The organism is Providencia sp. PROV141 (assembly GCF_028481645.1).
GTDB lineage: Bacteria > Pseudomonadota > Gammaproteobacteria > Enterobacterales > Enterobacteriaceae > Providencia > Providencia rettgeri.
The window spans coordinates 18,144-40,400 of record NZ_JAMPPR010000026.1 but is presented as its reverse complement, the minus strand read 5'-3'; the positions used below and the strand labels follow the sequence as shown (position 1 = coordinate 40,400).

The following is a 22,257-nucleotide window of genomic DNA, read 5'->3' as shown; positions in this document are numbered from 1 at the left end:
GGAAATATTTAATAATTATCCTGCAATTAACATATTGATTTAAGTTACAAATTAAATTCGCTCAAAAGCTAATTGTAAGTCGTGAATTAAATCATCGGTGTGCTCTAAACCGATATGCACTCGGAAGAAGGTGCCTTCTTTTGGTGAAAAATCATACTGCCGCATACTGAGCAAATCTTCTTTTTGGTATCCCAAAATCAGCGATTCAAAACCGCCCCATGAATAGCCCATTTTAAAATGATTAAAATTATCAAGAAAAGCGGTAAATTGCTCCGTGGTTAAGCGTGATTTTAGTTGGAAAGAGAACAGACCATTCGAGCCTGTAAAATCACGAATAAAGAATTTATGACCCGGAGAATTTTCAAGTGCTGGGTGAAAAACCTGTTCAACTTCAGGGCGTTGCTGTAACCAATTAGCAACTTGTAAGCTATTAATTTGATGCTGTTTTAATCGAGTCGGCAATGTATGCAGGCCACGATTAGCCATATAAACAGTGTCTGGGTCAGCTGTTTGGCCTAAGAGATAGGAATTTTCACGTAATGTTTCAATACAGCGTTGGTTAGCCACAGCAAGGCCGAGCATTCCGTCGGAATGGCCATTGATATATTTAGTTGCTGATTGGATTGAAACGTCAACATCAAATAGTAATGGTTTAAGTAAGACGCCTGCAGCCCAAGTGTTATCGATCATAATTACAATTTCAGGCGATTTAGCACGTATAGCTTTTACGATTGCAGGTAAGTCATGAACTTCCATGGTGATGGAGCCGGGGGATTCTAAGAATACAATACGCGTATTGGATTGGATTAAATCAGCAATTCCCGTTCCGATTAGGGGATCAAAATACGTGGTTTGAACATTTAACTTAGTGAGAATATTGTCACAAAAATTTTGGGTTGGATCATAAGCTGAACCGGTAACAAGGATATGTTCGCCTGCAGAAATAAAGGACAAAATGGCATTGGTAATTGCGGCAGCACCAGAAGGGTAAAGGACACAACCGGCACCCGCTTCTAATTCTGTCATGGCTTCTTGAAAAGCAAAATGTGTTTGCGTACCACGGCGTCCATAAAATAGTACGTTATTTGCACGATGGCGAGTTGCATGTCGTTTCTCTTCAAGCGTATCAAAAATAATAGAAGAAGCTCGCTGAATAACGGGGTTTACCCCTTTTTGTGTGTACTTAGGGTTCCGCCCAATATGGACTAATTGTGTTTCAGGTTTTATGTCTGCCATGATTTTTTCCCTACACAGAATGTGAGCTGGTTAAATTTAGAGGTGATTTATACTAAGACGTTAAATGATCCTGATAGAAATGTAACTTGAGTATTCTTCAACTTTCAAATCATAGGTAAGTTTCATTTTGTCAGGTTGCGTATGATCACTTAATTGAGCGATGAATTATTAAGGAAAATAACCGCATAATAGAGAAGGGCATGTTTGTCTAAACGCAAAAAAATATAAAAAAATCGCGAATACTAATGATAATTACTATCAATTCGCGCTGTGTTTGATATCATCAGCACCGTCTTTTTGAAAAGAGACGGACAGCGCGAGTCAAATTTCGCTTTTAAAGGTTAGTCGATGAATGGCACAATCATCGATATGAATTTTATTATACAACACTAAAAAGAGAGTAAAGGCCAACTGATGCGTAAACTAACAGCTTCTATTCTATTGGCGTTCGGCTTGATGGGTACGGCAGTCGCTGAAACCACACCTGCAACAACACCAGCTGCGTCTCAAAATACACCATCAACACAACCGGCAGTAAATCCGGCTGCACCACCAACAACACCAAGTGCTGAAGTTGCATCAGTACCCGCTGTGCCTGTACAAGGCGAAACAGTGAACACAACAGTTGTTAATGAAAATATTGAAATTGCAACAGAAGCACCAACAGGGGGCTTTGATCAAGACTTATCTGTTTGGGGAATGTACCAAAATGCAGATAACGTGGTTAAAACCGTTATGATTGGTTTAGTGATTGCTTCTGTTATTACATGGGCACTGTTTTTCTCAAAAGGTTTAGAGATTTTAGTTGCTCGCCGTCGCTTAAAAGAAGAAGCGAAAGCGATTGCTGAGGTGAAATCACTCGATGAAGCAGTCAGTATCGCAGAAGGCTTCAAAGCAAATAGCATTACTCGTATGTTATTAAATGAAGCCGTTACTGAGCGGGCGTTATCAGCCAATAGCTCTGATTTATCAGGAACAAAAGAGCGTACTGCATTCCGTCTAGAAAGGGCAGTTGCTGCTATTAGCCGTTATATGGGCCGTGGCAATGGTTATTTGGCTACTATTGGTGCGATTTCTCCATTCGTCGGTTTATTTGGAACTGTTTGGGGGATCATGAATAGCTTTATCGGGATTGCCCACTCACAAACAACTAACCTTGCTGTTGTTGCGCCAGGCATTGCAGAAGCACTATTAGCGACAGCAATTGGTCTTATTGCCGCTATCCCTGCGGTTGTGATTTATAATATTTTTGCTCGTATGATCAACAACTATCGTGGTCAAGTAGGGGATGCCGCTGCTCAGTCCGCATTGTTACTGGGGCGTGATCTTGATCTGGCAAATAGCAAAGCAAGGTAATTATTATGGCAATGCGTTTAGGTGACGAACAAGACGATAGCGGTGAAATGCATGAAATTAACGTAACACCTTTTATTGATGTTATGTTGGTTTTATTGATTATCTTTATGGTTGCGGCACCATTGGCAACAGTTGATATTAAAGTCGACCTACCCGCTTCGACAGCGAAGCCGCAGCCGCGTCCAGAAAAACCCGTATTTCTAACGGTGAAATCGGACAACCAGCTTTTTATTGGTGACCAAGCTGTGACAAAAGAACAGCTTGCTTCTACACTTGACCAAGCAACAAGTTCTAATAAGGAAACGACAATCTTTTTCCAAGCGGATAAGAGTGTTGATTATGAAACTATGATGGATGTAATGAATGCATTGCGTCAATCAGGGTACTTGAAGATTGGTTTAGTGGGTATGGAAGCAACATCCTCAAAATAAGCGAATTACATCGTATAAACGCGTTTTATCATTAAGGGTAAAACGCGTTTTTTATTATCTAACTGTGCCTTAAGGTAAGTCTGTAGCGTTCTAATTTCCCGTTAACTCCGTTTTTGTCTATCTCATCACATTTATTTTGCTAATTAAATTTCTTTTTAAGAATTTTATTCTTACTTGACGTTTTATATTTGTAATTTAGTAGGCTGGGGTGGCTATTGTACTCATTGTTTCACTCTATTTAGGATATTTTTGCTTGTATTTTCTATAAGCAATGAAGCATTTTATTAATTTTTATAATGAATCATTGTTTGTTTTTTCTTTCTTATCACAGTAATGTCTATTGATTTTACCTTTTTTACTATTTATCTATTAGTTACATTGATTCATTTTCTTGGTTTTTTAATTTTTAAATGCGAGTTAAATAGCATATTAATGCTGATTATTTTATCAAAAGTAATGCAATAGCGATGTAAAACTTAATGAAAAATAAACCATATTATAAGTAAGGGTTTGTATAGAGATCATTTTTAACCTATTTGGCCTAATTCCTTATTAAGTTGGTGGTTATTTTGTAAGGGAAGGATTCATCAGAAAAGTGATTATTTATCATGACCCTGATTGTTTTTATATTTAATTCGTAGTTTAATAAATTTTAATTACGTAAATATCATTAATATTTATAATTGAAAAATATGTAAATTTTATTAATGTTCAAAAGATTTTATTATTCCAGAAAATATATTTGTAAAGCTATGTGATATATATTAATTAATATTAAATTTTAAATGAATTATTTTCTATAAAAAATGTAAATTGTTTGTAATATCTTAACTATAGGTTAAATATTTTGCCCTATTTTGACTTTTTTAATGTATCCATTTGATTCTAATTGTTTTATTTGATTTTTTTGTATCTTATCATGAAAATGAAAAAACACTTGCGCAACAAAAGTGTTGCGCTATAATGCAATCAATAACATTTAGAAACACTTTTAAATACTTTATTATACTGCGTTATCTATTTTTATAATTTACTTATGCTAGGGAATCAATAAGGCCAATGCTAATTTGGGAATAATATAAAGTTAGTGAACGTTTAGGCCTTTGCATTAAAAATAGATATAATTACTTAACAGGTAGGTCAGCTAAGTGAACGTATTTATACCGTGAGATAAGTGTTATTACTGGAGTCAAATGGGCTGACTACAGACTACGCATAGCAAGCGTCGCCGTAATACGGCAATTTCATATTATACTCTTCTATAGATAAAATAAGACTACACTTCCAGCGTTATCATTAAGATAGCGCTTTTTTTTTATTTCAGTCTATTTCTTCAAATCTGAGTGTGCTCAAGATCAATCTGTCTCTCGTTTTATGATGAAATAACTTCACGAAAAAATTTTTCGGAGTATGATGTTGCCACTTCGCTGTGGGGGTCGATATAAATACTTATAACGATAATTATACAACGGCGAATTTCTCTGCCAAGGTCTGGCGTGAATGAATTGGAAGTAACAATGACTTGGTCTGATTTTAAATCTCGCTATCTCATCGGTTTTTGGAAACCATTACCTGCAGTTATTGCAGCAGGTATCTTATCAACCTATTACTTTGGCTTGACGGGCACATTCTGGGCTGTCACGGGTGAGTTTACGCGTTGGGGCGGGCACATCATGCAGTTGTTTGGTGCTGAGCCAGAGACATGGGGCTATTTCAAAGTTATTGGCTTTGAAGGCACACCACTGGATCGCATTGATGGCGTAATGATCATTGGTATGTTTGCCGGGTGTTTTGCCGCTGCATTATGGGCCAATAACATTAAATTACGAATGCCTCAGCATCGGATACGTATTTTTCAAGCTATTTTAGGCGGTATTATCGCTGGATTTGGTGCTCGTTTGGCGATGGGATGTAATTTAGCTGCATTCTTTACTGGTATCCCTCAATTTTCATTACACGCATGGTATTTTGCTGTTGCTACTGCGGCAGGGTCATACTTTGGTGCGAAATTCACACTAATGCCAATGTTTCGCATTCCTGTGAAACTGAAAAAAGTCAGTACCGCATCGCCGTTAACACAAAATCATAATGTGGCGAAAAGGCGCTTTAAACTGGGAATGGTGATTTTCACTTTAGCACTGGCTTGGGGCTTTTATACCTTATTAGACTCCCCAGTGATGGGGTTTGCCATTTTATGTGGTATTGGTTTCGGGCTACTGATTGAAAGAGCACAAATTTGTTTTACCTCTGCATTTCGTGACCTGTGGATCACCGGACGTACTCATATGGCGAAAGCTATCATTATTGGTATGGCGGTCAGTGCGATTGGTATTTTCAGCTATGTGCAGTTAGGTGCAACGCCAAAAATTTTATGGGCTGGGCCGAATGCTGTTATTGGTGGATTGCTGTTTGGCTTCGGTATTGTACTCGCTGGTGGCTGTGAAACGGGCTGGATGTACCGTGCCGTAGAAGGCCAGGTTCATTATTGGTGGGTAGGCTTTGGTAATATTATTGGTGCTACAGTACTGGCTTACTACTGGGATGACTTAGGCCCTTGGCTAGCGACTGATTTTGACAAAGTTAATCTACTCGAAACTTTTGGTCCAGAAGGTGGATTACTAGTCACTTATGGGTTATTAGCGGTCGCATTTGTACTGATGTTGGTCTGGGAAAAACATTTTTTTCGTAAACGTTCTCAAAAAGCATCTAATGTATCCGTGGAGGTAGTATGAGTAAGAAAGACATTATCCCTGATTACCGGTTAGATATGGTCGGGGAACCTTGTCCATACCCAGCGGTGGCAACATTAGAAGCAATGCCATCGCTGAAAAAAGGCGAAATATTAGAGGTAGTAAGTGATTGCCCGCAGTCGATCAATAATATTCCTCTGGATGCGAAAAACTATGGTTATACTGTGTTGGATATTCAGCAAGATGGGCCGACTATTCGTTATCTTATCCAAAAATAACAGATACGCGTCATATTTTGCACTGTCGAGGTGTTGGCTTCATGCGTTAGCCCTAGTCACATACTTGTGTATGCTCCTAGGGTCTAACGCATTTGCCGCCTTGCGACAGCACAAACTATTTAGCGTATTGGTATTGGTCATGCTTCGTGCTGTAGCGTTGTTGACTGCTCTCACAAGCTCTAGTCACACGATACCCAGAGCTTATTCAATTGTCGCCTAGCTACACCCCAAATAATGTAGGGTATCTTGGTGATACCCTACATATATTAAAGCGGTCGGTAAATCGGGAAATTGAACACGGTTAGTATAGGTAGTAGTTCGGTTACTCTTCTTGTTCTTGCCAATTAGTAATATCTAAAACCAGCTCACATTCATCATCCATATAAGCGCCTGTTGGAACAAAACCAAGCTTTTTGTAGAACTCAAATGGGCTTTCTTCCCCTTCACCACAGCTATTATAAAGGCGTGGATAACCTTTTCTTTTTAAATACTGGATGACTTGAACTAAGGCTTCTCGGCCAAACCCCAGTTTTTGGTAGGGTTCTGCAATCATAAAGCGCCAAAGCATAATGCCGTCATATTCTAACTCATCGTCATCTAGCCCTGAATGCAGCATGATAAAACCAACAGGGACATCATCAGCGTAAATGCCTCGATACCATGCGCAATCAGAAAATTGTGCTTCCACTATGGAATAGGCGTTATCTGCTACCATATTACGCTGTGCTTCACTAAGTGTATGACTTAGTAAGCAAATTTCAGAAAAATTTTCTGCAGTGACTTTTTGTAGGGTAACCAGTGAATTTTCATCCAATTCAGGTTCGATGAGCTCTTTCATAACATTTCCTTCGACAGAATATTGACCATAATCATCAGTGATGGGTTATTTTTATTATTGTTAAACATAATTAAATATCAGAAATTTGCGATATGGATATAAATCAATCAACCAGAGATTTCACAACCAGTCAATGACTTAATTGTGGCTATGTAAGCGGGATCTAAAAAGTGATGGCAACTTACTTAAGTGTGAGTTGCCATTGTGAGAGCAATAGAGGATATGGAAACAAATTTAGTGTTCGGCTTCACCACCTAAGACATCAATCAAGCGAGCGATTAACGCACTGAGTTCACCGGTCATTAAGACGTAATCAGCATCAAATTTTTGAGCGTAGTCTTCTTTGGCGATGTCATCATTTTGATCTTTTAATGTATCACTAAATTTAAGGCGTTTCAGGGAACCATCGTCAGATAACATGAACTGGATACGCTCTTCCCAATCTAAGGCCAGTTTGGTAACGAGCTTGCCTGCTTCAATGTGGTTTGCGATTTCATCAGAAATTAGGTCTTGCTTCTTACAGCGGATAATACCACCTTCTTCTAAGATAGCTTTTAGCTCTGCTTCATCCATGACAGCAAAGCCTTGTGGTAATGAGCCTGAGCGGATCCACTCAGTAAGTGTTAGCTCTATAGGGTCTTTAAAAGTCAGAGGAACGACAGGTAAAGAACCTAAGCTTTTGCGGAGTAAGGCTAAATTGTCTTCAGCGCGTTTTGCACTTGCGGCATCAACAATAATTAATTGATTTACAGTATCAATCCAAATGTAGGTTTTACTGAATTTACTAAATGCGCGAGGGAGTAAAGCATGGACGACTTCATCTTTTAAGGAGTCTTTTTCGGTTTTTTTTAACTTACGCCCTTGTTCAGCTTCTAGTTTTTCAATTTTATCCTGTAGTTCTTGCTTTATTACAGGAGATGGCAGCATTTTTTCTTCTTTTTTAGCACAAATAAGAATTTGATTACCCGCAGCATGCGTCAAGGCATCACCACCATTCATAGGGGAAACCCAGCCAGTTTGCATCATGTCTTGGCTACCACAAGGATGATAGGCGAGGGCGGCAAGCTGTTTCTCTAAATCATCTGCGGAGAGTGCCAAATCCCGATTTAGGCGATAGACCAATATATTCTTGAACCACATGAAAAACCTACCTTTGTTGATAAATAGCCAGTTAGAGCAGGGGGCTATGATAGCGAATTGTCTGTTATTAAGCGAAAAAAAATACGTTGTTGTTGAGGGCTGCTATCATTTCATTAGCTAACTATTGATAATACTCCTCAAATCAAGCCATGATAACCATAGAACCCCTGAATAGTAGAGAGCATCATAATGAGAATAGGTATTGACCTTGGTGGAACCAAAATCGAAGTTATTGCATTGAATGACAGTGGTAATACTTTGTTTCGTAAGCGTATTCCAACACCCCGTGGTGATTATGATGCGACACTTAAAGCGATAGTGAATTTAGTGACGGATGCAGAAACGGCAACAGGGTTGTCAGGCAGTGTTGGCATAGGGATCCCTGGAACCTTGTCTCCAGTGACTGGAAAAGTTAAAAACGCCAATTCCACATGGCTTAATGGCAAACCATTCGATGCCGATTTAAGTCATTTATTAAATCGTGAAGTAAAAATGGCAAATGACGCTAATTGCCTAGCCGTCTCTGAGGCAGTTGATGGTGCAGGGGCTGGCGAGAAAGTCGTGTTTGCCGTAATTATCGGAACTGGATGTGGTGCAGGAATTGCAATAAATGGGCAAGTGCACTCAGGGGGGAATGGGGTTGCAGGGGAATGGGGTCATAACCCTCTACCATGGCAAGATGAGCAAGATAGGCAATTTTTAGTAACAGAAAACTGCTATTGCGGGCTGACAGGTTGTACGGAATTGTTTGTCTCAGGTACAGGATTTATGGCGGATTACGCGAAAATGTCAGGAAGCCAGAAAACGGGGATGGAAATTGTCGAATTAGCACAATCAGGTGATAAACATGCCACCATTGCACTGGAAAATTACCTCAATCGCCTCGCAAAAGCCCTCGGACAAGCCATTAATATGTTAGACCCAGACGTGATAGTGCTAGGGGGCGGAATGAGCAATGTAGATTACTTATATGAAGCGTTGCCAGCAAGGATCCGCCAATGGGTATTTGGTAGGGAGTGTGATACGCCAATTCGTAAAGCGGTGCATGGGGATTCGAGTGGGGTTCGCGGAGCCGCTTGGCTATTTTCGTCCTAATTTACGCTGTAGCGTTGTTGGCTGTGCTCGGCTACTCGGGTCACATACTTGTGTATGCTCCCCGAGATAACCTCTCTTGCCGCCTAGCTACAGCGCAAATTAGTTAGAAAATATCGTGTTAATGATGGTTGTAGCGTTGTTGGCTGTGCTCGGCTACTCGGGTCACATACTTGTGTATGCTCCTATTTTTTCGTCATACTTCAAGCTGTGGCTGTGTTGGCTTCATTCAGTCACTTTAGTCACATACTTATATATGCTCCTAGAGATGACCTCATCTTGCCGCCTTGCCACAACTCGAATTATTTAGAAAAAATACTTGATTTCTAATCTAATGAAATCTCTTTAGAAAACTAATGATTAAATAATCATCTTTTAATTCTTAAATTAAATTTAGATTAATTGAAAATAATTTGATGAGTATATTTATAAAATAAAAATGGATAAGAAAAATAGAGGCATTTTATTGGTGAAATAAAGCACAGGAATTTAAGTTAAATAATATCCTTTAATACTAAGTGATATAAATCACAGTTCTTTTTTTCCTTCGAAAAATATTCACAACTCCTTAATGGAATAACGTAAGTTAATTAAGGTGAATTTGTCATCATTAATTCATTTTTGTGAGCTATATAAAAATCAAGCCCAATAAAAAGATGAAAACCGTGATTTAGTCACAAAAAATGGTTACTGTTTGCAGTGTATTATCATTAAAAATTGACGTCATGCACATAGTGTAAAATTTTAACGCTATTTTTGTTGTTTATTTGTTCAATTTTACAGGGTAGGTACTCAAATTTGAGAGGCAATTTTCTCTCAAAAATGGCAACTAAGGGGATTACATGAATAAAGTATTAAAACTTTCAACACTTGCTATGTTAGTCGCATTTAATGTGAACGCGGCGACGGTTGATTTACGCGTAATGGAAACATCGGATGTTCACAGCAACCTCGTTGACTTTGATTACTATAGAGACAAGCCGACAGAGCAATTTGGTTACGTACGTACCGCGACATTAATTAAAGCCGCTAAACAAGAAGCAACAAACTCAGTATTAGTGGACAACGGAGATTTAATCCAAGGTAGCCCATTAGCAGATTATATAGTAGGTGAAGGTTTAAAAGACGGTGAATCTCACCCAGCACATAAACTTTTAAATACTATGGGTTACACCGTAGGTAACTTCGGTAACCATGAGTTTAACTTTGGATTAGAGTTCTTACACAAAGCGATTGATGGCGCAAAATTCCCATACATTAATGCCAATATTATCGACGCGAAAACAGGTAAAAACTACTTTAACCCATATATTATTGTCGATACACCAGTTAAAGATAGAGACGGCAAAACACACACCATCAAGATTGGTTATATTGGTTTTGTTCCACCGCAAATTCTCATTTGGGATAAACCAAATTTAGAAGGCAAAGTATTAGTTAATGACATTACTGAAACCGCGAAAAAATTTGTACCTCAAATGAAAAAAGAGGGAGCAGATTTAGTTGTTGCGATCCCTCACTCTGGTTTCTCTCAAGAGCCATATAAAGCAATGGCTGAAAACTCAGTTTATTACCTTAGTGAAGTTCCGGGTATTGACGCCATTATGTTTGGCCACTCACACGGTGTGTTCCCAAGCAAAGATTTCAGTGATATCAAAGGCGTTGATGTGGCAAAAGGAACTGTGAATGGCGTACCCGCTGTCATGCCAGGACAGTGGGGTGATCATTTAGGTGTTGTTGATTTAGTGGTCAATAATGATGATGGTGCTTGGAAAGTGGTTGATGCAACCGCTCATGCACGCCCTGTCTATGACAAACCAAATAAGAAAGCTTTGGTTGAGCGCGATGGCGACCTCGCAAAAATTATTGAACAAGAACACCAAGATACTCGTAAATTTGTCGGGAAACATATCGGTAAAGCATCAGAAAACATGTACAGCTACTTAGCATTGGTTCAAAGCGATCCAACTGTACAAATCGTGAATGATGCCCAAATTGATTACACCAAAAACTTTATTCAAGGTGACCCAGATCTGGCTGATTTACCGGTTCTTGCAGCCGCAGCACCATTTAAAGCAGGTGGTCGTAAAAATTCACCGACTGAATTCATTGAAGTCGAAAAAGGTGATTTAACCTTCCGTAATGCTGCTGACCTATATTTATATCCAAATACGTTGGTTGTGGTTAAAGCGACCGGTGCGGATGTCGTCGAATGGTTAGAATGTTCAGCGGGAATGTTCAATCAAATCAATCCACAATCAACAGCACCACAAAGCTTATTGAATTGGAATGGTTTCAGAACTTATAACTTTGATACCATTAGTGGTGTAAATTATCAAATCGACTTGACTCAACCAGCGAAATACGATGTTGATTGCCAAACCGTCAATAAAGATGCTAACCGAATCAAAAATGTCACCTACCAAGGTAAGCCGATTGATCCAAAAGCCACCTTCTTAGTGGCAACGAATAACTACCGTGGCTACGGCGGTAAATTTGCGGGAACAGGTGATAATAATGTTGCATTTGCATCTCCGGATGAAAACCGTTCTATTTTAGCGGCTTATATTGCTAAAGAGTCTAAAGAGAAAGGACAAATTGCGACTAAAGCGGCTAATAATTGGTCATTCACACCAATTAAAACAGACAAAAAACTGGATGTTCGCTTTGAAACAGCACCAAGTGAAAAGGCTGCAAACTTTATCAAAGAAAATGCACAGTATCCGATGAAACAAATCGGTACTGATGATATTGGTTTCGCTATTTATCAAATAGACTTAACTGAGAAGTAATCTTAACGTATTTGTATCGTTCAAGCCTGCCTACGGGTGGGCTTTTTAGTTGCTAACTTATAGGTTTGAGATGTGGTTATTAGTGGGGGATGATGCGAATTAAGCAGATGTTAAGGGGAAATAGCGCTCGGAATATTAACATCACTTTTAAAGTTTAATACCCCGAGCGGTTATAATTAATGTAGACATCATATTACTATTCATAAAAAACATTCAACATAGGTAATTTAGAGTTTTTGTCATATTCTACTTTTACATATTCAGATTCTATCTTTTGGCCCTCTTTTAAGGAACGGGTTATCGAGATGTCTTTACCTTTCCGGTAACATTTAACATTAACTTGCTCTTTATGTTCAACGTTGACTGAACATTGTGGCTCATAGATATAACCTGTAAATGAAATTGTACCTCCTGATGAATTATTACTTGCATAGGTGAAAGAACAGCTTGAAATGATTATAGCAACAATAGATGTTAGTAAAGATAAACCTTTCATAGTCCACCCCCTTAATAACATGTTACACGATGAAGCGTGTTTTTGTGCTCTCACTTTTAGTGTAGTTCAAATATCCATAATGCAAAACTAAAAATGAAAATATACTTAGAGTTTAGTGGGAGGATTGATTAATTCATTGATAAGTATCAATTTATCTATTTGTTTAATTTCTTCTGATCAATTAATAATCAAGTGGTAATGAAAGTGTAATAATAACAGTGCAATTGTAAATATTTCTATTTATTTTGATACAGTACTTTTAGTAATTATGTTTTATTGATAACACGGATTAATTTGGAATAAGCTATTATTTTAAATGATGAGAATCATAAGTGATGACATTAAGTGGTTCACTTTAATAATATGATATAAATAAAATCCCCCCGTAAGTATATTACGAGAGGATTATTTAAAGTTTTAGTATTATTTCAGCTTATTTGAAAACCTTGAAACGAACATCATCGTCCATAAAGTCTTTATCACCAGCAGGTGAATTAATAGAACCAAATACCATTTGAGCGCGTAATACCCAATTAGCAGGAACTTTCCATGCAGTTTGTACGTCATTATCAATCAGTGGATTGTAGTGCTGTAAAGATGCACCAATATTTTCTTGTGATAATGCAGTCCAAACTGCGAATTGAGCGATACCGCTGGCTTGTTCAGACCAAATTGGGAAATTATCCGCATATAAAGGAAATTGCTCTTGTAAGCCTTTTACGATGTCTTGGTCTTCAAAAAACAGAATAGAACCAGCACCTGCAGCAAAGCTATCAATTTTTTGTTCTGTTGCAGCGAAGGCTTGCTCAGGAACAATTTTACGCAGTGCTTCTTTGGTCATATTCCATAGTTTTTTATGTTCAGCACCAAATAAAATCACCACGCGAGATGTTTGTGAGTTAAATGATGATGGTGAATGTTTAACTGCTTCTTTAACTAATTTCGTGACGTGTTCTTCTGATACAGGTAAAGCATCGCCGAGGTTATAAATGGTACGACGATTTTTAATCATTTCGATAAATGCGTTAGACATTTTAGTCTCCTAGCTTTTCATTAGCGCACGGCATGTTATTGAATAAATCTTAGAAGCCGTAGTGTGTTTCAATGGTTATTACTATAACGTGGGGAATAAAAAATCATAGAAAAAAAATTTAACGATAAGGTTCAAATTTTTGAATCAAGTCAAGACGTGGTTTTAATTTGTTTAAAATCAATGGATTGTTTTTATTTCCGGTGGTGTTTTATGGTGAAAATGAGCATGGATAAGCACGAATGAATAACATGCATAGAAAATAATTGAGTATAAAAAAGGGGGAAAATATGGGAAATGAAAGTGCCTAGCTAGGGGCGTAATCCTGCTAGGCAAGAATGATAACTAGTTTTACTTAATTGAGTTCACTAATATTTTTGGTTATTTCTATTTTAGTTCCGCCAAAATTATCAATGATGTACTTTCTTACCGCTTCAGTGTGGTACAGTTCTGCTAATTTGGCAAATTTGGGGTTATCCTTGTTATCTGTTTTAACGACTAATAAATTGATATTATTAATAATAGTCTCATCATTTTCTTCCCTAAATAGCGAGTCAGTTAAAACGTTTAACCCGCCTTCTTGTGCAGCTGTATTACCGATGACTGCGATATCAACATCCGGTAATGCCCTTGGGCCATGAGCATATTTTATTTGCCTAAAAACTAAGTTCTTAGGGTTCGAGACAATATCATTAGTAGACCCTGTGGCTTGGTTGAAATCAGGTTTTAATGCAATTAACCCTGACTTTTCAAGTAATTTAAGTGCACGTATATGATTGGCTGCATCGTTAGGAATGGCAACGATAGATTGCTGAGGTAAATCAGCCAATTTTTTATGCTTTACCGAATATATACCCATTGGTTCAAAATAGGTGGTTGAAATTGCGGTTAATTGGTTATTATGACTTTTATTAAAATCTTTTAAAAAGCCCCAAGATTGAAATGCATTCACATCAACATCTCCGTCAATAGTGGCGACATTAAGAGTTATTCCATCATCAATAATTTTGACATCAATATCGAGATTGGCTTTTTTAGCTTCCGAAGATTGAGCAATAAATTGCCATATATCCGCATCACTACCGTGGCTGCCAATAATAATTTTTTGTGATGTTGCTTTTTGTGACTCTGTTATTTCGTTAGTGCTTTCTTCTTGGGAACATGCCACTACGGCCGATAACGACAAAGATAATAACACTGCAGGTAGTTTTTTCATTTGATGATCTCTAATTGGTTTTGTTATCAGTATCTAACCAAATAAAAATAAAGCTTTATAAATAATATTTTTTCCACATTTTTTCTTTTTAGTTATATAAGGTTAAAATATTCAAAAAGTTATATCGATATAGTTTTAAATTATTTTTAGTAATATCAGATGTGGTATTTAATCGAGTGATAAATATATCGTGAATTTTATTCATCATTTAAATAAATATTTTAGAAGGTCGATTAATATGTCTATAACACAATTACCTATTATTGATTTACATGAACTTGAAAACCCTGAAACAAGGGAGGATTTCTATAAAAAATTACGGTTTATTGCCAGGGAAATTGGTTTTTTTTATCTCGTTGGGCACAATATTTCTGCTGGTACCCGAGAGCAATTATTAGCTACAACTAAGCAATTTTTTGCCTTACCTCAAAGCGAAAAAGAAAGTATCTCGATGGAATACTCAAAACATTTTCGAGGGTATACGGCATCCACAGAAGAGAGTACTCGTAGCCAGCCAGATTACCGCGAACAGATTGATATTGGCGAAGAGTTACCGGCATTACAACTTAATCAAGATGATCCTATTTGGTTTAATTTACATGGGCCAAATCAATGGCCACAATCCTTACCTGAACTTAAACCCCAAGCACTTGCGTGGCAACGTGAAATGCGAGCCATTGCAATAAAATTAATTAAAGCATTTTTAGTTGCATTAGAATTACCATCAAATAGCTTTGATGAAATTATTGCCGACCCCGCTCAACATTTATTAAAACTTATTCATTATCCGGCAAGGGAAGATAATAATGAAGGAGAGCAAGGGGTTGGAGCGCACAAAGATGCGGGAATTTTAACCTTATTATGGCAGGATAATAGTGGGGGGCTACAAGTTGAAACAGATGCTGGTTGGATAGATGTTGAACCTTTGGAAAATGCATTTGTGGTAAATATTGGAGAAGTATTTGAATTAGCCACTAATGGCTATTTACGTGCGAATGTTCACCAAGTTGTTAGGCGTAAAAATAGTCATTCTCGCTATTCCATTGCTTATTTTATTACACCAAATATTTTTGCAGAAGAAGTCCCATTATTAAATTTACCCCATTATTTAGCACAACAAGCGTTAGGGCCTGATAGCGATCCATTAAATCCATTATTTACTAATCTCGGGAAAAATGTCATTAAAGGGCGTTTGCGTTCCCATTTGACAGTAACTCGTCGCTTTTACCCTAAGGAATATGAGCAAATAATAAGTAATAATAATATTATCTGAGCAATTAAGTCGTTAGAGATATGATGATAAACCGTATTGGAGCTAAAAATGTCAGAACAAAGCTATAAAAAGGACTTACAAGGTAAAGAATTATCCCCAGAAACGTTAATGATGAGTTATGGGTATGACCCTAAGCTTTCAGAAGGATCAATTAAACCGCCTGTTTTTCTGACATCTACATTTGTATTTAAAACCGCTCAGGAAGGGAAAGATTTTTTTAATTTAGTTAGTGGGCGCACACAAACGAGCGAAAACCAGAAACAAGGATTGGTGTATTCACGTTTTAACCATCCAAATAGTGAAATTGTTGAAGACAGATTAGCTCTATATGAAGGTGCACAAAGCGCAGCACTATTTTCTTCCGGTATGTCGGCTATTACGACTTGCTTAATGGCAGTATTGCAACCAGGTGATGTTCTACTCCATTCTCAGCCTCTCTATGGTGGAACAGAAACTTTATTTTTGAATACATTGGCTCGTTTCGGAATAACTTCGGTTCCTTTTCAAAATGGGTACGAGCAGGAGTCCATCTTAGAAGTTGCTAGTCGAGTCGGTAAAGAGCAAAAAATTGCGGCTATCTATATTGAAACGCCGTCTAACCCATTGAATACACTTGTTGATATTGAATTAATTAGCCAAGTGGCTAAGCAGATAGCTACGAAGCAAAATGGGCAAACTCCGTTAGTCATTTGTGACAATACGTTGCTAGGGCCTGTATTTCAAAAGCCACTCGCTCTCGGTGCAGATTTAAGTGTGTACTCACTAACTAAATATGTGGGAGGACATTCAGACTTAGTCGCAGGTGCGGTGGTTGGAAGTCAGGAGCTAGTCAAGAAAGTAAAAGCCCAACGTAATGCCATCGGTACACAGCTTGACCCGCATTCTAGCTGGATGTTGGGGCGGTCGTTAGAAACATTACAATTACGTATGGAAAGGGCAAATGAGAGTGCAAAAATATTAGCGGAGTATCTCCATCAGCACCCTAAAGTCAGTAAAGTGCATTTTCCTGCCTTTTTTCCTAAAGCGAGTGTTGAGCACCAGGTTTATCAAAAACAGTGTACAGGAGCAGGCTCAACTTTCTCTATCAATGTAGGGGATAATGAAGCGGATGCATTTCGTTTTCTAGACAACTTAGCTATCTTTAAATTAGCGGTTAGTTTAGGGGGAACTGAGTCGCTCGCCAGCCATCCTGCATCGACAACCCACTCAGGTGTTGCTCAAAAGGTCAGAGAACAAATCGGTATTAGTGATAATTTAGTTCGCCTATCTATAGGTATTGAAAATGTGAATGACCTTAAATATGCATTGGAATTAGCATTAGAAGCGATTTAATCATCAGGGTGGGGAATTTCCCACCCTGAATAGTCACTAAATTGAGTTAAATGATGCGGTATTGTGCGGGAAGTTCGCTAAAACCAAGCCCATTGCCTTTTTTCACTGCAATTTGGACGGGAATACGTTCTTTCATTGCTTCCACATGGCTAATCACGCCAATAGTTTTGCCAGATGCATTTAAACTTTCTAATGCATCAAGGGCAATATCTAACGTTTCTGCATCTAAAGTACCAAAACCTTCATCTAAAAAGAGCGATTCTAATTGTGTACGGTGACTTACCATATCAGATAGCGCTAAGGCTAACGCTAAGCTAACTAAAAAACTTTCCCCACCTGAAAGCGTTTTAATATCTCGAATGCTATCCGCTTGCCAGCCATCAATAACTTGTAATTCAAGGTTTGCTTGGTGACTGCGCTGTAATAAATAGCGACCATGGAGTTTTTCAAGTTGTTGATTGGCTAGAGAAACCAAACAATCCAAAGTTAAGCCCTGCGCATAACGTCGGAATTTATCTCCTTCAGCAGAACCAATAAGTAAGCTGAGATAGCTCCAATCATCATAACTTAATTGGCCCTTTTCTATTTCCTGCAGTAAATCTTGTTGTTGATGGCGCAGTTGCTTGTCTGTACTGAGCTGGTTAATTATCTGGCCTTGTTTTTGGTTTATTTGCTTAATTTCTTCATCAAGTTGAGTAACAATTGTTTGTAATTGCGTTTCATTAAGTGCTGAAAAATCAGTGATACGCTGTTGATTCAGTACCTCAATAGCTTGCAACCCTTCTTTATAACGCGTTTCACATTGTATGCGAGCTTGGTTAATATGTTGTTTTAGCGCTTCTAATTGCTGTTTTTCTTCGTGGCTGATTAGCGCATCAAGGAAAGCTTGTTGATGATGAAATGGACTATCCGTAAGCGCTTGAGTAAACAGGGTATTAGCTTGTGTTTGTGCCAGTTTTGTTTTTTCACAGGCGTCAATCAGCTCTTGATAACTTCCATTCATTGATGCAATGGCTTTATCAACCTCATTGAGTTGTTTGCTTAATTGTTCCTGAGTTTGGAAAAGTATGGTTTGTTTGTCATTCAACTGCTGAATAAATTGGCTGATGGCTAAGCCAGAAAGCAGTGTTTTTCGTTGTGCTGTTTTTTGCTCTAAACCTAACTCAATTTGTTTAAGGCGATTTCTTTCTTGTTCAATTTGTTGAGTGAGTATATTGAGTTGCTCTGACTCAACTTTTAATGTGGCATTATTGACTTCAATGTGTTGGCTAAGTGCTTGTGCTGCCACTTTTTGGTTATTAAAACGCTCACTTCGCTGAGTAATATCGAGAACCCATTCATCGAACGTATCTTTATCTGGCACATTTAAGTTAAATGGCGCTAGGGTAGATTGCCACTGCTCTAATTGTCTCTGTTTGCGTTGTTGGAATTGGCTCTGTTCTTTTTGCAGCTCATCATGTTGTTGTGTTTGGTTCTTTAAGCGTTCTTCGACTAATAACAGGTCTGATTGCAACTGGGTAAAGCTTGCTTGTTGCTCGTGTAAATGATGTTTGGTTTGCTGGTATTCACGCTCTAGAACAGCCATATCCACAACTATTTTCTGTTGCGTCGCTAGCTGATCCGTTAATTGATTAATTAAGAACGTAACGGCTTGTTCATTTTGGGTTAACTCAGGTGTGAGTGCTTGCTCACATGTCTTTTGCCACTGTTGGTTAAATGCATCGAATTGTTCATTGATTTGCTGCTGTTGCTGTAAATTTTCGTTTTGACGTTGTTTTTGTGTGTGAAGTTGTGATTCTAACTGAGTTTGTTGTTGTTTTAATTGGTCGAGTTTATTTGTTAGCTCAATGAGTTGTTGCTGTGTTTCACTGAGATGGATTGATTGATAATCGTGAACTGCTGGGTGTTCTGTTGAACCGCATAATGGGCAGGGGTTACCTGCTATTAGTTGTTGGCGTTCATGCTCTAGGCTGACAATTTTTTGTTCTAATTGTAATTTGTCATTGGTTAGTTTAATGAGTGGGGTCAATTCATTAATACGTGTTACGGCCAGGCTCAACGCTTTTTGCGCGGTGGTGATATCTTGTGTTAATTCAATATCTTTTTGAATTTGATTCTGTTTCTGCGTTTGCGCATTAAGGCATTGAGATAATATTAATGGCAATAACTTAGCATGTTGTAAACGTGCTTGTAGCTGTTCAATATGTTGATTGATGGTGTTAATGTCATGTTTTTCTTGGTTTTGTTTGTAGATTTCTTCTTGTTTTTTGAACGCGGAAGTGCTGCGCTCTAATTCGAGGCGTTTTTGGGCTAATTTCTCAGTTTGCTGCAGCTGTTGCCGCTGTAACTGCGCGACTTCATTTGAAAGTATTTGTTGTTTTTTGTGCAAACTTGCCAGTTTGTCAGCTAATTCGAAAATAAAATGGCCTTGTTGTTGCCAACTGCCTATTTGCGAACTGAGCTCAGCGTCTTTTGGGTGTTCTTCTAGGAATATATTGTGTTTTTTTAACTCAAGGTGTGCATTTTGGATCTGACTTTGCGTTTCACTAACTAAGCGTTGCTTTTGCTGAAGAGTGATTTGTTGTTGTTCGATTTGCTGTTTAATTTCAGACTGTTGCTGTTTCAATTGTGCAATTTGGTTATCAAGAGGCCTGACTGTTTCATCAATCAATTGATGTTGTTGTTTAGCAAAATCAAGGTGTTGTTGATACTCGAATTGTGATTTCAATAAATTTTCTTGCAGTGGGGCGCGTGCAGCTTGCTGGGTTTGCAGGCTAAGCTTCAAATGTTGTTGTTTATTCGTGTATTCAGTGAGCTGTAGCTGTTGTCGTTCAACCTCCTGCCATAATGGACGAAGGGATTCCGCAGGAGCGCTGTCAGCTAACCTTTTTAATTGAGGTTGTGCGGCTTGGAACTCAAGTTCGTTTTTTTTGAGTTCTTCATCAAGTGACTGCATGCGTTGGGTGAGTTGGCGATATTGTTGCCACCAATTAACCCCTTGTTGGTGGTGAGCACGCTGTTGCTTGCTTTGTGTTTCTTGCTCAAATAAATGGTTTTGCTGAACCAATAATTCTTGGTGTTCTGCTTCTGTGAGTAAATTAATGTTTTGTGCTTTTGCTTTTAGTAAATCTAAGTCAATTTTGGCTTGCTTGTGTTGATTAAAAACATAAATTGAAATTTGGCTATAAATTTCGGTACCTGTAATTTCTTCAAGTAAATCAGCGCGTTCTTTCTCAGAGGCATTTAAAAAAGCCGCGAAATCCCCTTGGGAGAGTAAAATGGATTTAGTAAAACGCTCATAATCAAGCCCTGTTATTTGCGCCACTAATTCTTTTATCTCTGTGATTTTTACGGTCAATATTTTACCATCAGCAACTGTTGCAAGCTCCGCTTTAGGCTGTTGTAAATTGCCATCAGGTTTACCTCCAGCCCGACGTTGGCTCCAAAAGGCACGATAAGCTTTACCTTTGACCTCAAACTCTACTTCCGCGAGGCATTCCCCGGTATGGCGGGTCATTAGCTCATTTTGTGCGTTAGAAATGGTTTTTAAACGCGGTGTTCGGTGATAAAGCGCGAGGCAAATCGCATCCAATAAGGTCGTTTTCCCTGCACCAGTGGCGCCCGTAATGGCAAACAGGCCATTGCTAGCAAATGGCTCTTCAGTGAAATCAATTTTCCATTCACCTCTAAGAGAGTTAATATTTTTTAAACGTAAACTTAAAATTTTCATATTAACTTTCCTTGCTCATTTGCAATGCGTCATAAGATTGTTGAAATAGCTGTACTAGACGCTGTTCACGCTCAGGATCATCTAAAGACTCTTGAGCAAGGCGGCGTAAAAAAACGTCTTCTACGGTGAGTTCACTCAATGTTTCATTAGCTAAGGTTTGGCTTTGTCCCTGTATTTGCTTGCGTGCGCGGCGTAGTATTACGACTTCGACTGGGAGCTCTTGTGTCAAAGCTTCAATACGTTGTTGGATATCAGCGAGGTAATCTTGTGAAGCAACTTCAATATCAAGCCAAACCGGTTTATCACCTTGGTAATCTTTCCATATCTCTAATTGCTGTTCTATTTGGTTTAAGGCGCCTTTAATGCTTTGTAATGGCTGAATAATAGGGATTTCCAATGGTGTGACTTGAGTCAATTTACTTCCACTGAATTCAACAAGGCAGACGCTTTTTTGTTGTGCCGTTTCGTCAAAGCTCAATGCAATAGGTGAACCGCAGTAGCGAATACTTTCTTGTCCTCCAATCACTTGGGGACGGTGAATATGGCCAAGGGCAATATAGTCAGCAGGTGGAAAAGCCCCTGAAGGAAACGCATCTAACGTACCAATATAAATATCTCGTACAGAGTTAGTTAAGGCTGCGCCGACAACGGTTAAATGGCCTGTTGCAATAATTGGAATATCCAGCCCCAAAGCGGTTCGCTGCTCTAGTGCGAGTTGGTAGCTGGCTTGGTAATGATCATGAATCGCTGTTTGCAGCGAGTGTTGTTTCTCTTCAATATCTTGCCCTGCAATACTTAGTTGAATATCTCGAGGGCGTAAAAAAGGAATGGCACAGACTAAACCAATAGGTTGAGCCTGTTTATTTACTAAGGTAATAACATGTGGCTCACTTCCCGACGTAATGACTTGTGTATTTAAGTAACGAAGTAGAGCACTTGATTCATTGAGTACAGAAACAGAGTCGTGATTACCGCTTAAAATAACCAGCTGGCAGCCTGTTTTTTGTAAATCAACAATAAATTTGTTGTACAGTTCACGTGCATAGCTTGGCGGGGAGCCTGTATCGAAGATATCACCTGCAACGATGACAGCATCAACATGATGTAATTCCACTTGTTCAACGAGCCAATTCAAGAAATGTTGGTGCTCAGGCGCACGGCTTTTGGTAAAAAAATACTGACCAAGGTGCCAGTCTGAAGTATGAATAATGCGCATGAGCTATTAATTCCTGTCATCAATAATGTGCACGAACGTTCGATAATTGAGTATACCTGATCCAGATAACTCGTTGAGGGATGTTTGCGACTTTATTACCATGTTGCGGAA

The 22,257-nt window shown here is 38.4% G+C and carries 16 protein-coding genes; 8 read left to right on the top strand and 8 right to left on the bottom strand.

Translation table 11 applies throughout. The annotated features are described in order from the left end of the window. Positions 1-51: 51 nt before the first annotated feature. Positions 52-1,236: a cystathionine beta-lyase gene (gene metC / locus PSF09_RS17875; RefSeq protein WP_272665613.1), complete on the bottom strand. Its 1,185-nt coding sequence runs from the start codon at positions 1,234-1,236 to the stop codon at positions 52-54. A 414-nt stretch (positions 1,237-1,650) separates the two neighbouring features. Here metC and exbB point away from each other — a divergent pair, with 414 nt between their 5' ends. The 4 genes from exbB (at position 1,651) to yedF (ending at position 5,991) form a co-directional block, all read left to right on the top strand. Continuing rightward, on the top strand, positions 1,651-2,592 hold the full coding sequence (gene exbB / locus PSF09_RS17870; RefSeq protein WP_210836653.1) for a tonB-system energizer ExbB: 942 nt from the start codon (positions 1,651-1,653) through the stop codon (positions 2,590-2,592). Between the two features lie 5 nt (positions 2,593-2,597). Then, the gene (gene exbD, locus PSF09_RS17865) at positions 2,598-3,023 is read left to right on the top strand and encodes a TonB system transport protein ExbD (protein WP_210836655.1); all 426 of its coding nucleotides are present in this window, start codon (positions 2,598-2,600) and stop codon (positions 3,021-3,023) included. A gap of 1,517 nt (positions 3,024-4,540) precedes the next feature. Further along, the gene (yedE, locus tag PSF09_RS17860; RefSeq protein WP_109911866.1) at positions 4,541-5,755 is read left to right on the top strand and encodes a selenium metabolism membrane protein YedE/FdhT; all 1,215 of its coding nucleotides are present in this window, start codon (positions 4,541-4,543) and stop codon (positions 5,753-5,755) included. Continuing rightward, on the top strand, positions 5,752-5,991 hold the full coding sequence (gene yedF, locus PSF09_RS17855; RefSeq protein ID WP_004914660.1) for a sulfurtransferase-like selenium metabolism protein YedF: 240 nt from the start codon (positions 5,752-5,754) through the stop codon (positions 5,989-5,991). Before yedE ends, yedF begins: the two co-directional genes overlap by 4 nt. A 322-nt stretch (positions 5,992-6,313) precedes the next feature. On the opposite strand, the gene PSF09_RS17850 is transcribed toward yedF, so the two are convergent. Both PSF09_RS17850 and rdgC read right to left on the bottom strand, forming a co-directional pair. Beyond that, entirely contained in the window at positions 6,314-6,829 is a 516-nt protein-coding gene (locus PSF09_RS17850) for a GNAT family N-acetyltransferase (protein WP_272665611.1), read from the bottom strand. 234 nt (positions 6,830-7,063) lie between these two features. Beyond that, positions 7,064-7,969, bottom strand: coding sequence for a recombination-associated protein RdgC (gene rdgC, locus PSF09_RS17845; protein ID WP_004914657.1), 906 nt, complete (start codon positions 7,967-7,969; stop codon positions 7,064-7,066). Between the two features lie 189 nt (positions 7,970-8,158). On the opposite strand from rdgC, the gene mak reads away from it, so the two are divergent. Both mak and PSF09_RS17835 read left to right on the top strand, forming a co-directional pair. Beyond that, on the top strand, positions 8,159-9,064 hold the full coding sequence (mak, locus tag PSF09_RS17840; protein WP_272665610.1) for a fructokinase: 906 nt from the start codon (positions 8,159-8,161) through the stop codon (positions 9,062-9,064). An 839-nt stretch (positions 9,065-9,903) separates the two neighbouring features. Continuing rightward, positions 9,904-11,853, top strand: a complete 1,950-nt coding sequence (locus tag PSF09_RS17835; protein WP_210840445.1) for a bifunctional 2',3'-cyclic-nucleotide 2'-phosphodiesterase/3'-nucleotidase — start codon at positions 9,904-9,906, stop codon at positions 11,851-11,853. Between the two features lie 196 nt (positions 11,854-12,049). Here the strand turns inward: PSF09_RS17835 and PSF09_RS17830 are convergent, their stop codons facing one another. From PSF09_RS17830 to PSF09_RS17820, 3 genes are all read right to left on the bottom strand, one after another. Continuing rightward, positions 12,050-12,349: a type 1 fimbrial protein gene (locus PSF09_RS17830; protein ID WP_210840444.1), complete on the bottom strand. Its 300-nt coding sequence runs from the start codon at positions 12,347-12,349 to the stop codon at positions 12,050-12,052. 433 nt (positions 12,350-12,782) lie between these two features. Beyond that, the gene (locus tag PSF09_RS17825) at positions 12,783-13,382 is read right to left on the bottom strand and encodes a nitroreductase family protein (protein ID WP_210840501.1); all 600 of its coding nucleotides are present in this window, start codon (positions 13,380-13,382) and stop codon (positions 12,783-12,785) included. 352 nt (positions 13,383-13,734) lie between these two features. Then, positions 13,735-14,595: a MetQ/NlpA family ABC transporter substrate-binding protein gene (locus PSF09_RS17820; protein WP_210840502.1), complete on the bottom strand. Its 861-nt coding sequence runs from the start codon at positions 14,593-14,595 to the stop codon at positions 13,735-13,737. 238 nt (positions 14,596-14,833) lie between these two features. On the opposite strand from PSF09_RS17820, the gene PSF09_RS17815 reads away from it, so the two are divergent. Further along, positions 14,834-15,868 carry an isopenicillin N synthase family dioxygenase gene (locus PSF09_RS17815; RefSeq protein WP_272665608.1) on the top strand — a complete coding sequence of 345 codons (1,035 nt, stop codon included), beginning with the start codon at positions 14,834-14,836 and terminating at the stop codon, positions 15,866-15,868. 48 nt (positions 15,869-15,916) lie between these two features. Continuing rightward, on the top strand, positions 15,917-17,200 hold the full coding sequence (locus tag PSF09_RS17810; RefSeq protein WP_272684266.1) for a cystathionine gamma-synthase family protein: 1,284 nt from the start codon (positions 15,917-15,919) through the stop codon (positions 17,198-17,200). Between the two features lie 46 nt (positions 17,201-17,246). Here the strand turns inward: PSF09_RS17810 and PSF09_RS17805 are convergent, their stop codons facing one another. Next, on the bottom strand, positions 17,247-20,930 hold the full coding sequence (locus PSF09_RS17805; RefSeq protein ID WP_272684265.1) for an AAA family ATPase: 3,684 nt from the start codon (positions 20,928-20,930) through the stop codon (positions 17,247-17,249). Between the two features lies 1 nt (position 20,931). Then, positions 20,932-22,146, bottom strand: coding sequence for an exonuclease subunit SbcD (sbcD, locus tag PSF09_RS17800; RefSeq protein ID WP_272684264.1), 1,215 nt, complete (start codon positions 22,144-22,146; stop codon positions 20,932-20,934). Positions 22,147-22,257: the final 111 nt, after the last annotated feature.

Bases quoted from the DNA above. Each gene is read 5' to 3' on its own strand.
- PSF09_RS17820 (WP_210840502.1), bottom strand. From the start codon at position 14,595: ATGAAAAAACTACCTGCAGTGTTATTATCTTTGTCGTTATCGGCCGTA.
- mak (WP_272665610.1), top strand. From the start codon at position 8,159: ATGAGAATAGGTATTGACCTTGGTGGAACCAAAATCGAAGTTATTGCA.
- PSF09_RS17815 (WP_272665608.1), top strand. From the start codon at position 14,834: ATGTCTATAACACAATTACCTATTATTGATTTACATGAACTTGAAAAC.
- metC (WP_272665613.1), bottom strand. From the start codon at position 1,236: ATGGCAGACATAAAACCTGAAACACAATTAGTCCATATTGGGCGGAAC.
- PSF09_RS17825 (WP_210840501.1), bottom strand. From the start codon at position 13,382: ATGTCTAACGCATTTATCGAAATGATTAAAAATCGTCGTACCATTTAT.
- PSF09_RS17830 (WP_210840444.1), bottom strand. From the start codon at position 12,349: ATGAAAGGTTTATCTTTACTAACATCTATTGTTGCTATAATCATTTCA.
- exbD (WP_210836655.1), top strand. From the start codon at position 2,598: ATGGCAATGCGTTTAGGTGACGAACAAGACGATAGCGGTGAAATGCAT.
- rdgC (WP_004914657.1), bottom strand. From the start codon at position 7,969: ATGTGGTTCAAGAATATATTGGTCTATCGCCTAAATCGGGATTTGGCA.
- exbB (WP_210836653.1), top strand. From the start codon at position 1,651: ATGCGTAAACTAACAGCTTCTATTCTATTGGCGTTCGGCTTGATGGGT.
- yedF (WP_004914660.1), top strand. From the start codon at position 5,752: ATGAGTAAGAAAGACATTATCCCTGATTACCGGTTAGATATGGTCGGG.
- PSF09_RS17810 (WP_272684266.1), top strand. From the start codon at position 15,917: ATGTCAGAACAAAGCTATAAAAAGGACTTACAAGGTAAAGAATTATCC.
- sbcD (WP_272684264.1), bottom strand. From the start codon at position 22,146: ATGCGCATTATTCATACTTCAGACTGGCACCTTGGTCAGTATTTTTTT.
- PSF09_RS17850 (WP_272665611.1), bottom strand. From the start codon at position 6,829: ATGAAAGAGCTCATCGAACCTGAATTGGATGAAAATTCACTGGTTACC.
- yedE (WP_109911866.1), top strand. From the start codon at position 4,541: ATGACTTGGTCTGATTTTAAATCTCGCTATCTCATCGGTTTTTGGAAA.
- PSF09_RS17805 (WP_272684265.1), bottom strand. From the start codon at position 20,930: ATGAAAATTTTAAGTTTACGTTTAAAAAATATTAACTCTCTTAGAGGT.
- PSF09_RS17835 (WP_210840445.1), top strand. From the start codon at position 9,904: ATGAATAAAGTATTAAAACTTTCAACACTTGCTATGTTAGTCGCATTT.